General features: G+C 63.1%; 18 protein-coding genes. 17 read left to right on the top strand and 1 reads right to left on the bottom strand.

Translation table 11 applies throughout. The features are described 5' to 3' along the window. Positions 1 to 227: 227 nt before the first annotated feature. On the top strand, positions 228 to 587 hold the full coding sequence (locus tag ASD75_RS07755) for a hypothetical protein (RefSeq protein WP_235511568.1): 360 nt from the start codon (positions 228 to 230) through the stop codon (positions 585 to 587). Continuing rightward, a complete protein-coding gene (locus ASD75_RS07760) occupies positions 559 to 996 on the top strand; it encodes a hypothetical protein (RefSeq protein WP_235511569.1) in 438 nt (145 codons plus the stop codon). Before ASD75_RS07755 ends, ASD75_RS07760 begins: the two co-directional genes overlap by 29 nt. A gap of 106 nt (positions 997 to 1,102) precedes the next feature. Here ASD75_RS07760 and ASD75_RS07765 read toward each other — a convergent pair whose 3' ends face one another. After that, positions 1,103 to 2,104, bottom strand: coding sequence for a putative phage abortive infection protein (locus ASD75_RS07765; protein ID WP_235511570.1), 1,002 nt, complete (start codon positions 2,102 to 2,104; stop codon positions 1,103 to 1,105). 209 nt (positions 2,105 to 2,313) lie between these two features. Here ASD75_RS07765 and ASD75_RS24055 point away from each other — a divergent pair, with 209 nt between their 5' ends. From ASD75_RS24055 to ASD75_RS07840, 15 genes are all read left to right on the top strand, one after another. Beyond that, entirely contained in the window at positions 2,314 to 2,538 is a 225-nt protein-coding gene (locus ASD75_RS24055) for an HNH endonuclease signature motif containing protein (protein ID WP_235511571.1), read from the top strand. 145 nt (positions 2,539 to 2,683) lie between these two features. Next, the gene (locus tag ASD75_RS07775) at positions 2,684 to 3,247 is read left to right on the top strand and encodes a phage terminase small subunit P27 family (RefSeq protein ID WP_082564941.1); all 564 of its coding nucleotides are present in this window, start codon (positions 2,684 to 2,686) and stop codon (positions 3,245 to 3,247) included. Next, on the top strand, positions 3,244 to 4,959 hold the full coding sequence (locus ASD75_RS07780) for a terminase large subunit (RefSeq protein ID WP_056744505.1): 1,716 nt from the start codon (positions 3,244 to 3,246) through the stop codon (positions 4,957 to 4,959). The genes ASD75_RS07775 and ASD75_RS07780 overlap by 4 nt, the downstream gene beginning before the upstream one ends. Further along, on the top strand, positions 4,956 to 6,302 hold the full coding sequence (locus ASD75_RS07785) for a phage portal protein (protein ID WP_056744507.1): 1,347 nt from the start codon (positions 4,956 to 4,958) through the stop codon (positions 6,300 to 6,302). Before ASD75_RS07780 ends, ASD75_RS07785 begins: the two co-directional genes overlap by 4 nt. Continuing rightward, entirely contained in the window at positions 6,299 to 7,060 is a 762-nt protein-coding gene (locus ASD75_RS07790; RefSeq protein ID WP_056744509.1) for a head maturation protease, ClpP-related, read from the top strand. Before ASD75_RS07785 ends, ASD75_RS07790 begins: the two co-directional genes overlap by 4 nt. Before the next feature lie 78 nt (positions 7,061 to 7,138). Next, a complete protein-coding gene (locus ASD75_RS07795) occupies positions 7,139 to 8,344 on the top strand; it encodes a phage major capsid protein (protein ID WP_056745128.1) in 1,206 nt (401 codons plus the stop codon). Positions 8,345 to 8,426: 82 nt separating this feature from the next. Beyond that, positions 8,427 to 8,765 carry a hypothetical protein gene (locus tag ASD75_RS07800; RefSeq protein ID WP_056744511.1) on the top strand — a complete coding sequence of 113 codons (339 nt, stop codon included), beginning with the start codon at positions 8,427 to 8,429 and terminating at the stop codon, positions 8,763 to 8,765. Between the two features lie 66 nt (positions 8,766 to 8,831). Next, on the top strand, positions 8,832 to 9,413 hold the full coding sequence (locus ASD75_RS07805; protein ID WP_056744513.1) for a phage head-tail connector protein: 582 nt from the start codon (positions 8,832 to 8,834) through the stop codon (positions 9,411 to 9,413). A gap of 1 nt (position 9,414) precedes the next feature. Next, positions 9,415 to 9,732, top strand: a complete 318-nt coding sequence (locus ASD75_RS07810) for a phage head closure protein (protein ID WP_056744514.1) — start codon at positions 9,415 to 9,417, stop codon at positions 9,730 to 9,732. A gap of 5 nt (positions 9,733 to 9,737) precedes the next feature. Further along, positions 9,738 to 10,166: an HK97-gp10 family putative phage morphogenesis protein gene (locus ASD75_RS07815; protein ID WP_162251086.1), complete on the top strand. Its 429-nt coding sequence runs from the start codon at positions 9,738 to 9,740 to the stop codon at positions 10,164 to 10,166. Further along, on the top strand, positions 10,163 to 10,522 hold the full coding sequence (locus tag ASD75_RS07820; protein ID WP_082564942.1) for a DUF3168 domain-containing protein: 360 nt from the start codon (positions 10,163 to 10,165) through the stop codon (positions 10,520 to 10,522). Before ASD75_RS07815 ends, ASD75_RS07820 begins: the two co-directional genes overlap by 4 nt. Positions 10,523 to 10,663: 141 nt before the next feature. Beyond that, positions 10,664 to 11,305: a phage tail tube protein gene (locus ASD75_RS07825; RefSeq protein WP_056744520.1), complete on the top strand. Its 642-nt coding sequence runs from the start codon at positions 10,664 to 10,666 to the stop codon at positions 11,303 to 11,305. A 110-nt stretch (positions 11,306 to 11,415) separates the two neighbouring features. Next, the gene (locus tag ASD75_RS07830) at positions 11,416 to 11,799 is read left to right on the top strand and encodes a phage tail assembly chaperone (RefSeq protein ID WP_056744522.1); all 384 of its coding nucleotides are present in this window, start codon (positions 11,416 to 11,418) and stop codon (positions 11,797 to 11,799) included. 65 nt (positions 11,800 to 11,864) lie between these two features. Continuing rightward, on the top strand, positions 11,865 to 12,122 hold the full coding sequence (locus tag ASD75_RS07835; protein ID WP_235511572.1) for a DUF1799 domain-containing protein: 258 nt from the start codon (positions 11,865 to 11,867) through the stop codon (positions 12,120 to 12,122). A 74-nt stretch (positions 12,123 to 12,196) separates the two neighbouring features. After that, complete coding sequence (locus tag ASD75_RS07840) at positions 12,197 to 17,239, top strand: phage tail length tape measure family protein (RefSeq protein WP_056744526.1); 5,043 nt, start codon at positions 12,197 to 12,199, stop codon at positions 17,237 to 17,239. Positions 17,240 to 17,242: the final 3 nt, after the last annotated feature.

A 17,242-nucleotide genomic window follows, 5' to 3' on the forward strand; every position in this document is an offset into this window, starting at 1 on the left:
TCGTAGGTGTCCATGTGTCCACGGTGTCCACGCGTTTGCATGGACATCACCAGCTACCTACTTCCCCCTGATTTTGGGGGTTGAGGCCGCTGCATTGCCCAAGGCCTGGGCAGGCTGCGCACCGCTTGCATACGGTGCGGGCAGGCGCAGGCAGGGGCGCAGGTGCGCACGCCCTCGCGCGGGTGCTCGCCACTTACCCATGATCTCTATAGAAAAGGATGGACAGTATGGACACCCTGCCAGTTTCGAATCCGCAGCAAGGGGCCGCAGTGATACCTGATGAGCGGCGTGGTGCGGTGAATGCGGGTCTGCACACCATCAAGACCGCCATGCCCAATGTGTACGCAACCATTCAAGACAAGGCCCAGGTGATCGGCAATGAGGCGTTCACGCTGGTACGGCGGGGCCTGGCTGGGCAGCCGGGGTGCTTCTATGCTTTCGAGGCCGGGCATGTGGTTGGCACGCCATTCGGGCAGACGGACCCGCGCATGGCTCAGTTGGCGCAGTTCCTGGTGCGTTTTGGCTGTGCACACGTGTGCATTTTCCCGATGACCGACGATGAGGCGCGGCAGTATGGCGCGGCTTAAGCACATCCAGCGGCGGCTGGAGAACTGGGCCATCTGGTCATCGCGCGGCGCCAGTGGCGGGCGTGGCTTCGCTACTCGGTCGGTGCTTGCCAGTGAGGTGTGGTCACGTGGGTCATACAACCATGTGGCCATCCCGGTGGAGGATGAGGAGGCGGCGCTGACGGATGAGGCGGTGCGCGCGCTGAAGCTGGGCAAGGGCCATCTGTTCTTGACGCTGGAGTGCATCTACCTGAAAGACCTGGGCATCAGCGCCACGGCGCAGCGTATGCAGCGGGCGCCGTCCACCATCAAAGCGCAGCTGGAGCAGGCTGACCACGCCATTGCCGCCTGGCTGGAGGCGCGGGCCGAGGAACTGGAGCGGCGGCGGATTGCGGGCCGCGTATCCGATGCAAAAGCCAAGGCGCTATAGACGCGAAATCGAGTTCTGCTCCTTAGACCTTTTGGGTACATTTCAGTCACTGTGTGTGTATTGCGCCTCCACCCGCAATGCATCGAGTGGGAACCCCGGCGAGTGATTAGCTTGTCGGGGCTTTTTGCTGAGCGAGACCCATGGCTGCTTTCGCTAAGTCAGAGCTGAAGGCTTGAGGTTTGAGTGGCGCTGCTATTTCACGATCTGGTCTTAGTCTTATGTGCTTTATCAGTACATCTTTGCCGGGATTCAGGTTGTCAAATAAAGCAAATCTGTTTGCGATTGCAGCAAATTGCTCTCCATGGGTGCTGTAACAGTTGTAGAAGAGCAGCGCAAGCTCAGTCCAAGATAGCTGCGCTCTAACTAGGGCTGCATAGTGCCACTTCTGTTCCAGTGTGAGTGGGCTGGTTTCGATCCATCGAAGCAATCTGAAAATGGTGCGAGGTAAAGCATCCAGCTCTGTTTGAAAATTCTCGTACATTTTTGAATATTCGGTGCGCGCTACGAACACCAAGCTGTCGAGATTTGTGAGGGAAGCCTCGTCTTTCCAATCTATTAGGCTGGCGTAGATTGCAACCTGCGCTTTGAAGATGGGCGAATCTACATTGCTGCGGGTTTTGTGCGCGTAGACAACGGGAAAATCGAGGGTCGCCTCATACAAGGAAGTAAGCGCGTATCTTCCCTGCGCGTTAGCCGCGTGTACGGACTGAACAAGATCCCGATAGTTCGATAGCCAAGCGAAGAGCGACTGTTCAAAGCTCATAAGGGCTGTTGCTGCATTGGCGTTTTTCAGTTCTGCCAGTGAGTTGCGAAGTTCCATCCTTTGCATGTTGATAGAAAGAATGACTAGCACTACTGTGGCCATACCCACCACTGGATTGAGTAGGCCACCAAAGTAGTCGCCGAACTGACCCCACGCCTCATGCGTTGGAGGGGCAAGCCCACCTCTGAACACGAAGAGGTACGCGCCGATCACTAGGATCGCACATATGGCGACAGCTGATCCTATGGTCCACAGAAGTGTGCTGAGTGTCGCGTCAGATGCGGTCTCGGGCAAAGACTCGCCAGCTAGTTGCGGCACTGTTTCTTTACTATCAGGCGTTGACACCATTTCCCTCCAGCGATTGTTGGTTGACTACAGATCGTATTTCACATCATCCGCCTCTGATGACTTATGCCGCTCCAAGGCCCTGCACTCACCCCGGGTGCGGTGTGTTAGTGCGTGACGGAACGAGCCGCTGCCCTAAGCATCCGAAGAAGTCATGGGCGCCAGCAGCAAAAGAAATCAAGCGCATCACCGGCCGCAGGCTACAGGCTATGCGCGCTGATCTGTTCAAGCGCAAGCCGTTGTGTGAGCCATGCGGGGAGGAAGGGCGCGTGACGCTCGCCACCATCCGCGATCACCGCATCCCGCTTGCCGAGGGCGGTGCCGATGACACGACGAACGAGCAGTCGATCTGCTCCGACTGCCACGGCAAGAAGACCAAAGCCGAGACGGCGCGCGGTGTGCGCCGCGCCTGGGGCAACTACCGCGACGGCTGACCCCAGCCCAAGCGCCCGGCCCGAGGGGGAGGGGGTGGTCTGAACTTTGGAGTCTTTGGCCTGGAAACCGACCGGTTCCCCAAATTTTTACGTGCGCAGGTTTTGGGAGGGGGGGTATCCCCGCCTGGGGCAGTAGGAGGTTGATATGTCTGGTTCACGTGGTCCACTGCCGAAGCCTGCGGCCCTGAAACTGTTGGAAGGGAACGCGGGAAAGCGCTCACTGGATCTGGCTGCAGGGGTCAATCCGCGAATCGAGATCCCGAGCCCGCCCAAGCACCTGGGTCTCGAAGCCAAAAAGGAATGGAAGCGGATCACGCCCTTGCTGGAAGAGCTGGGCCTGATCAGCGGCCTGGATCGTTCCGCGCTGGGCCTGTACTGCCAGGCCGCTGGGCGGCTTGCCGAGCTGGAGACTTCCTTCAACGGCAAGGTGCAGGCCAAGGTCGATGCGGGCATGGACTACCCCGACGCGGTCTATGAAGTCAGCTACTCGGTAACCCCCTCTGGCTACGCCCAGCAAAGCGTGATCGTGCAGCTGATCAAGTCGCAGCGCGAGCAGCTCAACCGCTACCTGATGCACTTCGGCCTCAGCCCTGCCGCCCGTGGCCGTGTCCAGGCCAGCAACTACGTGCAGCCTACGCTGCCCGGCATTGAAGACAAACCCCAGGCGCGGCCCCAGGGCTTCGCTATGTTCACCAATCCGAATCGATGACCGAATACGTCGAGCGCGCGCATCAATACATGCGCGACGTTCTCGGCGGCACGATCCCCACCTGCAAATGGGTCCGCCTGGCAGTGCAACGCCAGGTGGATGACCTTGCACGCGAGCCCGGTGAAGACTGGCCCTGGGTGTTCGATGCCGAGCGGGCGTCGCGCCCGTGCGCATTCATTGAGCTGCTGCCGCACATCAAGGGGAAGTGGGCACGCGAAGGGCGCTTACTGCACCTTGAGCCCTGGCAGTGCTTCATCCTCACCACCGTCTTCGGGTGGGTGCATCACGAAACGCGGCTGCGCCGGTTCCTGGAGGCCTACGAGGAAGAAGCCCGCAAGAACGGAAAGAGCGCCAAGGGCTCCGGCCTGCTGCTCTTCATGCTGTCCGCAGATGGTGAGCACGGGGCCGAGTGCTACACGGCGGCCACCACCCGCGACCAGGCGCGCATCGTGTTCGATGATGCCAAGGCCATGGCCGAGCGCTCGCCCGGCCTGCGCACCCACCTGGGCGTGGCCATCATGCAGCACAGCCTGACAGTGGCCCACACCAGCAGCAAGGCCGCGCCGCTGGCCGCCGAAGGCAGCACGCTGGACGGCCTGAACGTGCACTTTGCGCTGCTTGATGAGCTGCACGCGCACAAGACACGGGCTGTGTATGACGTGATCGACAGCGCGCGCGGCGCGCGTGAGCAGTCGCTGTTGTGGACCATCACCACGGCGGGCACCGACCGCAGCGGCATCTGCTACGAGCGGCGCACGCACGTCACCAAGATCCTGGACCGAGTGGTTCAGGATGAACGGGTGTTCGGCATCATCTACACGCTGGACGATGGTGATGACCACTTCGACCCAGCGGTGTGGATCAAGGCCAACCCAAACCTGGGCAAGTCGGTCCAGCTCGATGAGCTGCAGGCCCAGGCCAGCAAGGCCATGGCCATGCCCAGCGCGCTGTCCAACTTCCTGACCAAGCGCCTGAACGTGTGGGTCAGCGGTGAAAGCCCATGGATGGACATGCGGGCCTGGGAGAAATGCGCTGCAGATGACCTGAGCATTGCAGCCATCCCGGACGGGTCCAAGCTCTACATGGGCCTGGACCTCGCGCAGAAAAAGGACTTTGCAGCGCTCACGCTCGCATGGCAGTCCGAAGTGCTGCGACCTGGCCCTGATGGCCTGCATGTTCCCGTCACCGTGTGGAACGTGTGCACACGTCTGTACTTGAACGAGCTGGCAGTGCAGGAGAGCGGCAACGCCCACCTGGCAGGCTGGGCACGGCAGGGCTATGTGGTGGTGACTGACGGAGCACTCACCGACTTCGATTGCATCGCGGATGACATGCGCACCTACTGCCGCCGCTTCGACGTGCAGGAGATCGCTTTCGACCCGGCGCTGTCCATGTACTTCGTCGGCAAGCTGATTGAGGAAGGCCTGCCGCTGGTCGAGATCGCACAGCGCGCCATGTTCTTCACCCCGGCGCTGATCCAGGTGGAGAACCTGGTGCTAGAGGGCCAGCTGCAGCACGAAGGCAACCCAGTGGTGGCCTGGATGGTCAGCAACCTGGTGGTCAAGAAGTCGAAGTTCAACGAGCTGATGCAGCCCACCAAAGAGCGCGACGAAAACAAGATCGACGGCGTGCTGTCGATGCTGATGGCTCTCGGCCGCGCGCTGGCCAACGAGCCGAGCAACATCATTGAGGAAGGCTTTGTACTGCTATGACCACCTGGAACGACGTGCAGGCCAAGGCCGCCACGCCTGGCTCGCGCATTCTGACCGAGTGGCGGGCGCAGCAAGAGGCGCAGCGCGCCATCAGCAATGCGGCCAACGGCTCCAGCGAGACCATCGTCAGCAGTGACCCGCGCGTGGTGGAGCTGCTGCTGGGCGGTGGCTTCGCCTCGGCATCGGGTATTGCGATCACGCCGGAGACTGGCATGCGCGTGTCGGCGGTGTACGCCTGCGTCACGCGCATCGGGGGCGCCATCTCCTCCATGCCGGTCAAGATCTACAAGCGAGTCCAGGGCGGCCGCGAGGAGGTGATTGATCACCCGTTCTGGTGGCTGCTGAACGAAGAGCCGTCAGCCAGGTTCACCAGCGCGAGCATGTGGGAGCTGATGACGGCCAACATGCTGCTGCGCGAGAGTGGCTTCTGTTTCATTGGCCGCAAACGCTCCGGCACGGTCAGCGAACTGATTCCACTGCCGTGGGAGGCCGTGAGCCCGCGCAGGGTGGAAGAGGGCGGCACAAGCCGCCTGCGCTACGACGTGCACGACGTGCGCACCTACGGCGCCGACCAGGATGACATCCTGCATTTTCCGAATTTCGGCTTTGATGGCCAGCGGGCCATGAGCACCCTGCAGTACGCGGCACGCAATGCAACCGGCAACGCTGCGGCGATGGATGAATACGCCGGGCGGTTTTTCAGGGGCGGCTCACATCACAGCATCGTGCTGGAGGTGCCCGGCGCCATGAAGGATGACGCCATCACCAACCTGCAGACGGCCTACGCCAACAAGTATTCGGGGCTGGACAACGCTCATCGGCTGCCCTTGGTCCTCACCAACGGCATCACGGCCAGGCCCGTCACGATCAACGCGCAGGACGCCCAGCTGCTGGAAGCCCGCAAGTTCCAAGTGACGGACATTGCTCGCGCCTTTGGCGTGCCGCCCCATCTGATCGGAGACGCCTCGGGCTCCACCAGTTGGGGTAGCGGCCTGGAAGAGCAGAACCGCGCTTTCCTGGCGTACACGCTCAGCCAGCACCTGACCCGCATGGAGCAGGAGCTGAACCGAAAGTTGTTCCGCCGCGCAGGGCTCTACCTGGAGTTTGACCGCGAGTCCTGGATGGAAGCCAACAGCAAGGCCCAGGGCGACTATTACCGTGCAGCCATCGGCGGTCCGGGCAGCGGCCCCGGCTGGATGGCGGTGGACGAAGTGCGCGCCCGAAAGAACTTGCGGCCTTTCGGTGGAGATGCTGCCAAGCCTTTTCGCCCCGATACCGCAGGCAAGGCGCCCGACACAGGCGGCGCGCCGCCCAACCCTAAACCCGGAGACCCGGCACCATGAAGCAACTACTCAACCTGCTGCGTACCAATAGCCTGGTGCCGCGCGCACCGCTCAACGTGGTGAAGAACGAAAAGACCGGCGAACACGTGTTCTACCTGTACGACGTGATCTATGACGGGGGCGATTGGGGCGTAAGCGCCATGGACGTGATCCGTGCCTTGTCGCAGGCCGGGCCAGGTGGCACTCTGCGGATGCGCATCAAGAGCCCAGGTGGGGATGTGATGGAGGCCAAAGCCATCGTGACTGCCATGCGCGAGTACATCGCCAGCGGCGGCAAGATCATCGCCCAGGTCGATGCTGTTGCTGCCAGCGCTGCCAGTTGGATCGCGCTGGCCGCCAACGAAGTGGAGATCGCTGACGGCGCCTTCATGATGATCCACAAGGCACAGGGCGCAGCCTACGGCACTGACAACGATTTGCGCAGCGTTGCCGATGTGATCACCATGGTGGAGAAGTCCATCGTGGACGTGTACGTGGCCGCCACCAAGCAGACGCCCGAGCAGATCCAGCAATGGATGGATGCTGAGACCTGGTTCACCGCTGATGAGTCCGTCGCCAACGGATTCGCACAGCGTGTCACATCTCGCTTGGTGGATGCACCCAACAACCTCGCCAACATCAGTTGGAATCTGAGCGCCTACAACAACGCCCCAAAGGCCCTGCTGGAACCGCCCAAGCCGCCAGAGCCTGAGATTGACGTGCAGGCAGTCATCGAGAACAACCGGCGCCGTCTGCGGCTGCTGGACACCAACGCCTAGCGCTTCCGCGCTGCGTACCGGCCCCCAAGGCGCAAGCCCTGGGGGCTTTTCTTTTTGGTCAACTACGAAAGGCTCACCATGACCATCCAACAACTGCGGGAGCGCCTGGCCGCTGTCAAGAAAGACGCCCGCAACCTCCTCGAAAACAAGGGCTCCGCCACCTGGACCAAGGAGGAGCAGGCCGATTTCGACAACAAGGCTGATGAAGCCGAGCGCCTTGAGCGTCAGATTGAGGCCCACCAGCGCATGCTGGACAACGAAGCGGAGAACAGCTTCCGCAACGTGCCGAAGAAGAAGGACGCTGAGGGCGCCAAGAACGAAGCGGTGGCCGCTTACGAAACGTTCCTGCGCAAGATGAGCAACCGCCTCACGCCCGAGGAAGTGCAAGCCATCCGCAACACCATGAGCACCACCACGGGCTCCGAAGGTGGCTACACCGTGCAGCCCATCGTGGCCAGCACGCTCATCGAAGCCCTCAAGGACTTCGGCGCCATGCGCCGTGTGGCCGAGCGCCTGGTTACCGGCAATGGTGCTGCGCTGTCGTTTCCCGCAACCGATGGCACCACCGAGGAGGGTGAAATCATCGGTGAGAACGCTACTGCAACGGACCTGGACGTTGGCTTCTCCACCGTGCCGCTGAACACCTATAAGTTCAGCTCCAAGGTGGTGACCATTCCTTTCGAGCTGCTGCAGGACAGCTCTGTGGACGTGGTTGGCCTGGTCAATCGCCGTCTGCGCGAGCGCATCGGCCGCATCCAGAACCGCCTGTTCACTACGGGCACCGGCACTAGCCAGCCATTCGGGCTTACCGTGGCTGCTGGCGTCGGCAAGACAGGCGCTACGGGCCAGACCACCACCGTCACCTACGACGACTTGGTGGACTTGGTGGATTCCATCGATGAGGCGTACCAATCGGAGGCGTTCAAGTGGATGTTCAGTCAGATCGTCCGTCGCACGGTGCGCAAGATCAAGGACACGGCCGGCCGTCCCATCTGGACGCCAGCGTATGACGAAGGCATCAGCGCCAAGACCCCCGATCTGCTGCTCGGCTACCCCGTGGAGATCAACAACCACATGCCAGCGCCCGCCGCCAACGCAAAGAGCATCAGCTTCGGCGATCACAGCAAGTACACGGTGCGTGACGCCATGGAGCTGACGATGTTCCGCTTTGAAGACAGCGCGTACATCAAAAAGGGCCAGATCGGATTCCTGGCCTGGGCGCGCGCGGGCGGCAACCTGACGGACACCAACGCCACCAAGCTGTACCAGCACTCCGCAACCTGATCGGCCTGGCTGATCGATAGCGGAATGTTCCCCGTTGGCGCCAGCTGGCGGGGCACTGCAACCTCATCTCCGAAAGACTCCCATGAGCAAATCCCTGATTGCCCTTGCCGTGATCGCTGCTGCCACTGTTGCGGCCGATCAGGCCGAGATCCCGTTCGGTGCGTCGTTTGACGCTCCCGACGACGTGGCCGACAAGCTGATCGCCGATGGTCAGGCCAAGCTGGCTGAACCACCGCCCGCCAAGGCTACTAAGGCCATGCGCGTGCGCCTGCTGGTCGGCAACGAACACGGCAAGCCCAATGACCTGGTGGAGCTGCCCAGCGACGTTGCCAAAGCGCTGGTGAAGGCGGGCGACGCCGACGACGACAAGGCCGCCGTGGCCTACGCCGCAGCCCTGCCGCAGAACCAGAAGAAGACCTGATCTCCCTTCGCCTTGCGCCTGCCGTCCTTTCCTGGGCGGCGGGCGCAAGCCAAAGGCGGAACCACCATGCCCACCATCAAAGTCACCGACGCCACCACCGAGCCCATCACGCTGGACGAGGCCAAGGCCCACCTGCGCGAAGAGCAGGACGAAACCCACAACGATCTGCTGATCACCAGCCTGATCACCGTGGCGCGCCAGGCAGCGGAGGACCGGCTGCAACGCACGCTGATCGACACCACCTGGTTGCGCACCATGGACGCTTTCCCGCGCTGCGGCGGCCACATCGAGCTGATCAAGCCGCCCGTGCTCTCGGTCCTGTGGGTCAAGTACCTGGCGCCCGATGGCACTTTCACCACGCTGGACCCCGCTGCCTGCGAGCTGGACCCCACGGCCGAGCCCGGCCTGCTGATGCCCGCCTACGGCACCGGCTGGCCTGCCACCCGGCAGCGGCCTGGCGCGGTGCAGGTGCAATACAAGGCGGGCTACGGCGCCACGGCCGAAGCGGTGCCCAAGCCCATCGTGCAGTGGATCAAGCTGGCCCTGACCGACCTGTACGAAAACCGGGGCCGCAGCGCGGAGCGCCCCGCGCTGCCGCAGGAGTTCGCGGACGGCTTGCTCGACACGTACAAGATCTGGAGCGTTTGACATGGACCCCGGAAAGTACAAGCACTACTGCACGGTGGAGGCGCCCGCCGAAGGCCAGGACGAAGTGGGGCAGCCGGTGACAGGCTGGGTACCGTTCAAAAAGTTCTGGGCCGACATCCGGGGCGCCGCCGGGCTGGAGACCGTCAGGGCTGATGCCGAGATGTCCATCCGCAAGGTGTCCATCCGCACGCGGTACCGCACCGATATCACCGCTGCCATGCGCGTGGTGTGCGGCGGGGTCACCTACAACATTAAGGCGGTGCTGCCCGACACGGTGGACAAAAAGCACTTGGACCTGGCCTGCGAGGTGGCCACCTGATGGGCATGAGCATTCGCATGGGCGTGGATCGCTTCAAGGAGCAGCTGCGGGCCGAGCTGGGCGTCTTGCAGAGGGCCACGCGGCCCGCTGCCCAGGCTGGCGTCCAGATCATCTACGACCGGGCGCGCATCAATGCCCCGGTGTCGGCAGAGGAGCACTACTTCACCATTCGCGGTAAGAAGTACGGGCCGTACGCACCGGGCAACCTGCGCGATGCCATCTATCAGGTGTTCAGCAAAGAGAAAAGCTACAAGGACGTGAGCACCTATCACGTCAGCTGGAACAAAGACGAAGCGCCCTATGGCTTCATGGTTCACAACGGTACCAGCCGGGCGCCTGCAGATCCGTTCGTTTTTAGGGCCGTGGTTGAGACGCGTGCCGAAGTGCGCGAAGCAATCAAGGCCCGTTACATCGAAGAGGTGACAAAAAAATGAGCATGGAATCGGACCTCACTTCCCTTCTGCAAACCGTGTGCACACGTGTGTACCCGGGCATTGCGCCACCTGATACCGCCATGCCTTACGCCACGTATCAGCATATCGGCGGCGTCTCGCTGGTGTTCCTGGACAACACCCCTGGCGACAAGCGCAACAGCTACATGCAGATCAATGTATGGAGCGCTCGCTCGCTGGAAAGCATGGCGCTGATCCGCCAGATCGAGGACGCACTCCGCCTGTCGCCCGCCTTCATCGCGCGGTCGCAAGGTGAACCTCTGGCCATGCCCGAGGTTGACCCTGTGCAGACCCGCTACGGGGCGATGCAGCGCTTTTCCCTGTGGAGCGGCAGGTAGCGCTCTCACCACCGTATACGGGCCTACCAGCCCACCCCGCAAGGCCCCTCCGGCGCAAACCGGCGGGGCCTTTTCGTTGCCCGGATAGGGCGTCACTTCCAACCCGCTTCGGCGGGTTTTTTCATTTCTGAAAGGCCCACCATGGCACTCTTTTTCCCTGAAGGCTCCTCGCAGCAGTTCTCGCAAACCTTTGCCGCCGCAAAAGTCATCTCTGCGATGACCAATGCGAATCCGGTTGTAGCAACTTCCACAGCCCACGGTTACACGACTGGCGACCCCATCTTGCTCACATCGCTGTGGGAGGACGCGACCGACACGGTTTTCGAGGTCGAAGTGATTGACGCCAACAGCTTCAAAATCCTCGGCTTGGATGCGTCTGACACCAACTTCTTTCCGGCTGGCTCTAACACGGGTACTGCCCAGAAGATCAGCGGCTTCACCGCCATCCCCCAGGTGCTGACCATCTCCGGCTCTGGCGGCGACCCACGCTTCACCGACGTGCAGCTGCTGGCCAAGCGCAATGCGATCAAGGCGCCCACCGGCTTCAATGCCACCACCGTGACCATTTCGATGGCGCACGACGCCAGTTTGCCCGCCTATCAAACGATGCTCAACATCACCCGCGCGCTGCGCAAGGTGGCGTTCAAGCAAGTGATTGCCGGGGGCGCTCGCACTTACGGCTACGGCTACCTGGCCGTGTCTGAGATGCCCAAGCTCAACAGCAACCAGGTCAACGCCGTGGACGCCGCGATGTCGCTCCTCGGCCGCGCCGTCTCGTACTGATCCCCGGGCGCAAGCCCATCCCCCGCACCGACGCATCCCGGTTCGTTCCTTCGCAGGGACGGCCGGGGTGCGCACGGGCCTTTTCTGCAACCCTGCGAAGAAAGAAACCCATGTCCAAAATCAAGCTGGGCGACCGCCCAAAATCGTTCAAACGCATCGTCAAGTTCCCCCGTATCGAAGGGGGCGAGGGTGCCATCGAGTGCACGTTCAAGTACCGAACCCGTAAGGAGTTCGGAGAATTTCTCGACCGTATGGTGGAGGCCGCAGGCCCTAAAACCAAGCCCGACGACGAGAAGTTTTCCATGGCCTCCCTGTTTGAAAAAACGGGTGGGCAGAACGCTCAATACATCATGGATGTGCTCGACGCGTGGAACCTGGACGTAGACCTCAGCCTCTCCGCCGTAGAGCAGCTCAGCAACGAATACCCGGGGGCTGCATCGGCAATCATGGAGGCCTACCGGATGGCCATTGTTGAAGGCCGCCTGGGAAACTAAGAGCCGCCGCTGCCGCCCTTTATCGAAAGCAGCGCAAGAACGAAGCCAACCCGTTCTTGGCTGCTGTGGCGGCCATATCGCAAGAGGTGGAGATCGAGGTGTGGCCAGAGAACTGGCCCGCCTTTGATCTTTTCCAGCGCCTTCGCACGCAGTGGTTCGTGGGGTTCGGCGGCCCCACCGGTTTGCGGTATGAGGCTGTCTATCCATCGCTTGACCGCATGGGACTCAGCACCACCGAGTGGGGCCTGATGTTCGCCGACTTGCAAGTAATGGAAGCGGCAGCACTGGAACAGTTCAGCGAAAACCGATCTACCGATCCATAGCAGCCACCCACCGGGTGGCTTTTCTTTTGGGGCCTGCCTTCCTCGGCAGGCCCTTTTTCATTTCTGGGTGAGCCATGTCCGACCTGCAGATCCAAGGCGAAGTCGTCGTTACCGCCGAGAAAGCAGAGGGCGCGTTCGACCGCGTGGCTGACAAAGCCACGCAGATGGCCAATGAAGTGGCCGGTGCTGCTGGCAAGGCGGGCCAGGCCGTTGACGGCATTGGCGCAGGTGCTGAAAAAAGCGCCGAGCGGTTCACGCGCTCCGAAGCGCGCATGCGCGATGCCATCCAGAAGTCCACCCAAGAGCTGCAGCTGCTGGGCAAGACCGCCAGCGAGAAGCTGGAGTTCAACATTGCGGCCAAGGGCCTGGATGCGGGCAAGTTCGCGCCGTACATTGCCGAGCTGAAGCAGGCCGAGGCCGCGCAGCGCATTGCCACGGGTTCCCTCGACAAGATGGGGATCTCTGCCGCACAGACGGCTGCGGCCCTGCGTCAGGTGCCTGCACAGTTCACCGACATCATCGTCAGCTTGCAGGCTGGCCAGGCGCCCCTCACCGTGCTGCTGCAGCAGGGCGGGCAGCTCAAGGACATGTTTGGTGGCGTGGGCAATGCCGCCAAGGCCTTGGGCGGCTACGTGGTCGGCCTCATCAGCCCCCTTACCATCGCTGCCGCTGCGGCCGTGGCCCTGGCCATTGCGTACAAGCAAGGCAGTGCCGAGGCTGACGGCTATAACCGCGCCATTGCCATGACCGGCAATGCGGCTGGCACCACCGCTGCGCAACTGCAGACCATGGCGGCGCGCATCAGCACCACGGTGGGCACGCAAAGCGATGCAGCGGACACGCTGGCGCAGCTGGTGTCCACCGGCCGCGTGGCGCAAGAAAACCTGGAACAGTTCGCCACCACTGCGGTGCAACTGGAGCGCACCGCTGGTGTGGCCATCAAGGACACCGTCAAGGACTTTGCCGAGCTGGGCAAAGCACCCGTGGAGGCCTCCAAGAAGCTCAATGAAAGCTATGGCTTCCTGACCGCTTCCGTGTACGAGCAGATCGTCGCTCTGCAAGAGCAGGGCCGCGTGCTGGAGGCGGCTGCCGTGGCCCAGCAGGCGTACGACCGCGCCATGGCCAACGTGGCCGCCACCATGCAGGGCCAGCTCGGCTACATCGAGCGCGGCTGGCGCGCGGTGGCGGACGCCGCCAAGGCTGGCTGGGATGCCATGCTCAACGTCGGCCGTGCGGACACGCTCACCGACAAGCTCAACGCTGCCCGCGCCGCGCTGGATCAGCGCGTCAACACGCCGCTGGCGGTGGACAACGAGGCCATGCGCGCCTCTCGCCAAAAGGGCATCGACAGCCTCCGGCAGGAGATCGCCCTGCTCACCGAGCAAGAGCGCGTGATGAAGCGTGGTGCCGAGGCGCAAGCCCTGCGCACCCAGGCCGAGAAAGACGGCATTGCCGCAGCCGAAGCCTTGCAAAAGGCCCAGGACAAGGGCCTGAGCAAGCAGCAACAGCTCAACAAGGCGCTGGAGGACTACCGTAAGCAGATGGCCGACCTGCGGGCCGTGAACCCCAACTCCGAGCGGCTCACGCCTGCGGCCGTGGCCCGTGGTGAGAAGGGCATCCGCGACCAGTTCAAGGAGACCGGCTCTGCTGGCACTGGCGAAAACGAAGTGGCGCAGATCCGCGCCCGCACCATTGAGCTGGAGCGCTACCTGGAGCTGCTGCGCACCCATGGCGCCGAAGCAGAAAAGATGACCGAGAGCGAAAAGCTGGTCATCAAGATCCAGGAAGAGCTGAAAACCTCCATCACCGGCACCGCCCGCGCCCAGAAAGAAAAGGCCCTGGCCGAGGCGCAAGGGCAGGTGGCTGTGGAGCGCCAGGTGGTTGCAGAGCAGGCGCGCATCAAGGCTCTGAAGGAATCCGAGGCAGCGCTCAATAGCCAGATTGACGCTGTGCGCAAACAGGCCAGCTCCACCCTGGAGCAGGCAGTGGCGCAAGAGTCCGTCAACGCCAACATGGGCAAGAGCAAGACGGCCGTCGAGCAGGCCACCCTGGCCCAGCTCAAGCTGCAGCAGGCCGAGGCCGATTCGTCCGACCGCTTTGCACCGGCCTACGTTGCCGCCCTGACAGCCAAAACGGAGGCGCAAGAGCGCTTCGTTAAGGCCCTGCAACAGGCTGAGTTCCTGCAGAAGTCCCAAAAGCTGGACGAAGCGGGCCGCGCTGCTGCAGAAGAGACCGCCACGCTGGAGCTGCAGATCTCCCTCATCGGCCGCTCGCAAGTCGAGCGGGACAAGATCATCGCGCAGCGCCAGGCCGAGGTGCGTCTGGCCAAGGAGCTGGCCGAGATCGAAAAAATCAACCTGGGCGAAGGCCCCGAGGCCGAAGCCAAGCGTGCCGAGCTGCGGGCCAAGGCCCAGGCCAATGCCGTGGTGGAGGCCAACAATGCCGCCAACAAGGCGGTGCTGGGTGAGTGGCAGCGCACTGCCGACAGCATCAATCAAAGCCTCACCGACGCATTGCTGCGCGGCTTTGAAAGCGGCAAGAGCTTTGCGCAGAACCTGCGCGACACGCTGGTCAACATGTTCAAGACCCTCGTGCTGCGGCCCATCATCAGCTTCATCATCAACCCCATCTCGGGGCTGATCAGCGGCGCGGTGAGCAGCGGCCTGTCTGCACTGGGCCTGGGCGGCAACCTGCTGGGCGGTGGTGGCTCCATCCTGGGGGCATTGGGCTCTGCAGGGTCGGCCGTTGCAGGCTGGATTGGCAGCGGCGTGGGCTCCATCTTTGGGGGGGCTGCTGGCAATGCTGCCATTGGGGGAGCGCTTGGCCTGGGCACTGGCAGTGCAGCGGCTGCGGCCTCGGGCGCCGCCTTGGCGGGTGGCGGATCTGCGGCGGGTGCCGGGCTGGGGGCCTTTCTGGGTGCCAATGCCATCCCCATCCTTGGGGGCGCCATTGCGGCCATCACCATGCTGGCCAATGCCACCAAGGGCGAGACCCGCTACGGCGGCCAGTTTGGCGTGGCGATCAATGGCGAGGTCACCAACAACCGGCGCGGCCAGACCTACACGTACCAGGGCCAGCAGTACGACCGCGACTTCTCGGGCGGGCGGCGCGATGCGCTGGTCAACGGCCAGGCCTACCGCCTGGAAGGCGACCCACTGAGCAACGAGCAGGCCATCCGCGATGCGGTGGCGGGTACGGCCTCGGGCATCAATGCCATGCTCAAGGCCCTGGGCAGCACGGCCACGCTCACGCAGTTCTCGGCCGGGCTGGAGACCTCCGGAAAGGGCCGTGGCGGTGTGTTCGCGGGCGGCAGGCTGTCCAACGGCGCATCGTTTGGCGAGAGTGGGGCAGGGGACAACTACGCGGGCACGCTGTACGAAAAGTTCAGCACCAACAGCCCGGACTTCAAGCAGGCGCTGGCTGACTTTGCGCTCGATCTCAAGCAGTCCACGATCCAGGCCTTGCAGTCTGTGGAGGACATCCCACAGTCGATCAAGGACAAGATCAAGGACGTGGACGCCGAGGCGCTGACCGACGAAGCGGCCAATGCTCTGCTGGTGGCCATCAATGAGCAGATCGTGGGCGTGGAGAACTTCCGCGCAGCGCTGAAGCTGATGGGCCTGGAAGAGTTCGCCGACATGGCGTTCGATGCTGCCTCGGCCATTGCCGAGGCATCGGGCGGGTTTGACAAGTTGCAAGCCAACCTGGCGAGCTACTACGAGAACTACTACACCGAGTCGGAGCGCACTGCCGCCAAAACGCGCCAGGTGCGTGATGCCCTGGCCGAGGTGGGCCTCGAAATGCCCCGGACCCGTGAGGAGTTCCGGGCCATGGTCGAAGCCGCCTTGGCGATGGGTGAGGCCGGTGCTGAGACCGTGGCAGTGCTGCTGGGTGTGGCTGGCGCATTTGCTGACATCACCCCCCAGGTGATGACATTGGCCGATGCGTTCGACATCTCTGCCGACAGCATCAAGGGTGTGCTGGACCGAGCCCTTGAGACAGCCAGCAGCGCGGAAGAGGCCCAGGCCAACGCCAAGCAAGGCTTTGAGGACATGATCTTCAGCAGCATCAATGATGCTATGACGTCAAGCCTCTCGGGCCTCATCATGGGTGCGATCCAGCCCATGGTGGACAGCATGATTGCTGCGGCGACGACATCGAGCGCAGCCATGACAGCGGGAGGGGCTACCGCCGGTGCGGCGGTAGCTGCGGGTGGCGTTACCGGTGGTAGCGCAGTCGCTGCTGGTGGCGCTGCTGGCGGCGGCGCCGTGGCTGCGGGCGGTGCTGCAGGTGGTAGCGCGGTGGCAGCGGGCGGTGCTGCTGCGGGGGCCATTGTGTCGTCGGTCATCGACCAGGCGCGGGCCAGCATTGCGGCCTGGACGACGATCCTGACTGACCCCGAAATCATCGGAATGATCGGCACCATCGGCGACCTGGTCGGCGGTGTGGCTGGTGTTGCGTATGAGGCTGGGGGCGCCTGGGGTGGTGGGGGCGGGGACTTTGTGAGCCCTGGCTCATTCTCGGGCCCAGCCTCTGCTGCTCAGGATCTGCAAAAGGCCCTGGAGTCCTTGGGCGAGAGCATCGAGAGCGAGGTCAAGCGCCTGCGTGGCCTGATGGTGGACGACTCCCCGCAAAACCGTGAGGTGCTGCTGGCTCAGTTCAGCATCGCCACCGCCCAGGCCCGGGCAGGCGACCAGGACGCCCTGGCCAAGCTGCCGGAGCTGAGCCGTGCTATCGAGTCGGCGTCCAAGCTCACGGCGGTCAACGCCGTGGACCTGGCCCGCACGCGCGGCTGGCTGGCAGGCAGCCTGGAGGAGACGCTCAAGCTGCTTGGCCTGGGCAGCACCACCACGGATGCCGTGCCGCAGATCCTGGCCATGCCATCGGGCAACAGCTCCGCCGCTGGCAACACGCCCACCATGGTCATGCCCGTCAGCAATGCCGGGCTGGCCGGGGGCGCTGATTCTCCGCTGCTGGTGGAAATCAAAGGCCTGCGCAAAGACCTTGCGGATTGGCGCAGTGATGGGGATCAGGACCAGGTGGCCACGCAGGGGCGCCTGCTGGACATCAATCGCACGCTGGGCCGCATCGAAACCTTGACGGCTATGGCTTCTTGAGGG

It is taken from the genome of Acidovorax sp. Root568 (genome assembly GCF_001427445.1).
Taxonomy (GTDB): Bacteria; Pseudomonadota; Gammaproteobacteria; order Burkholderiales; family Burkholderiaceae_C; genus Acidovorax; species Acidovorax delafieldii.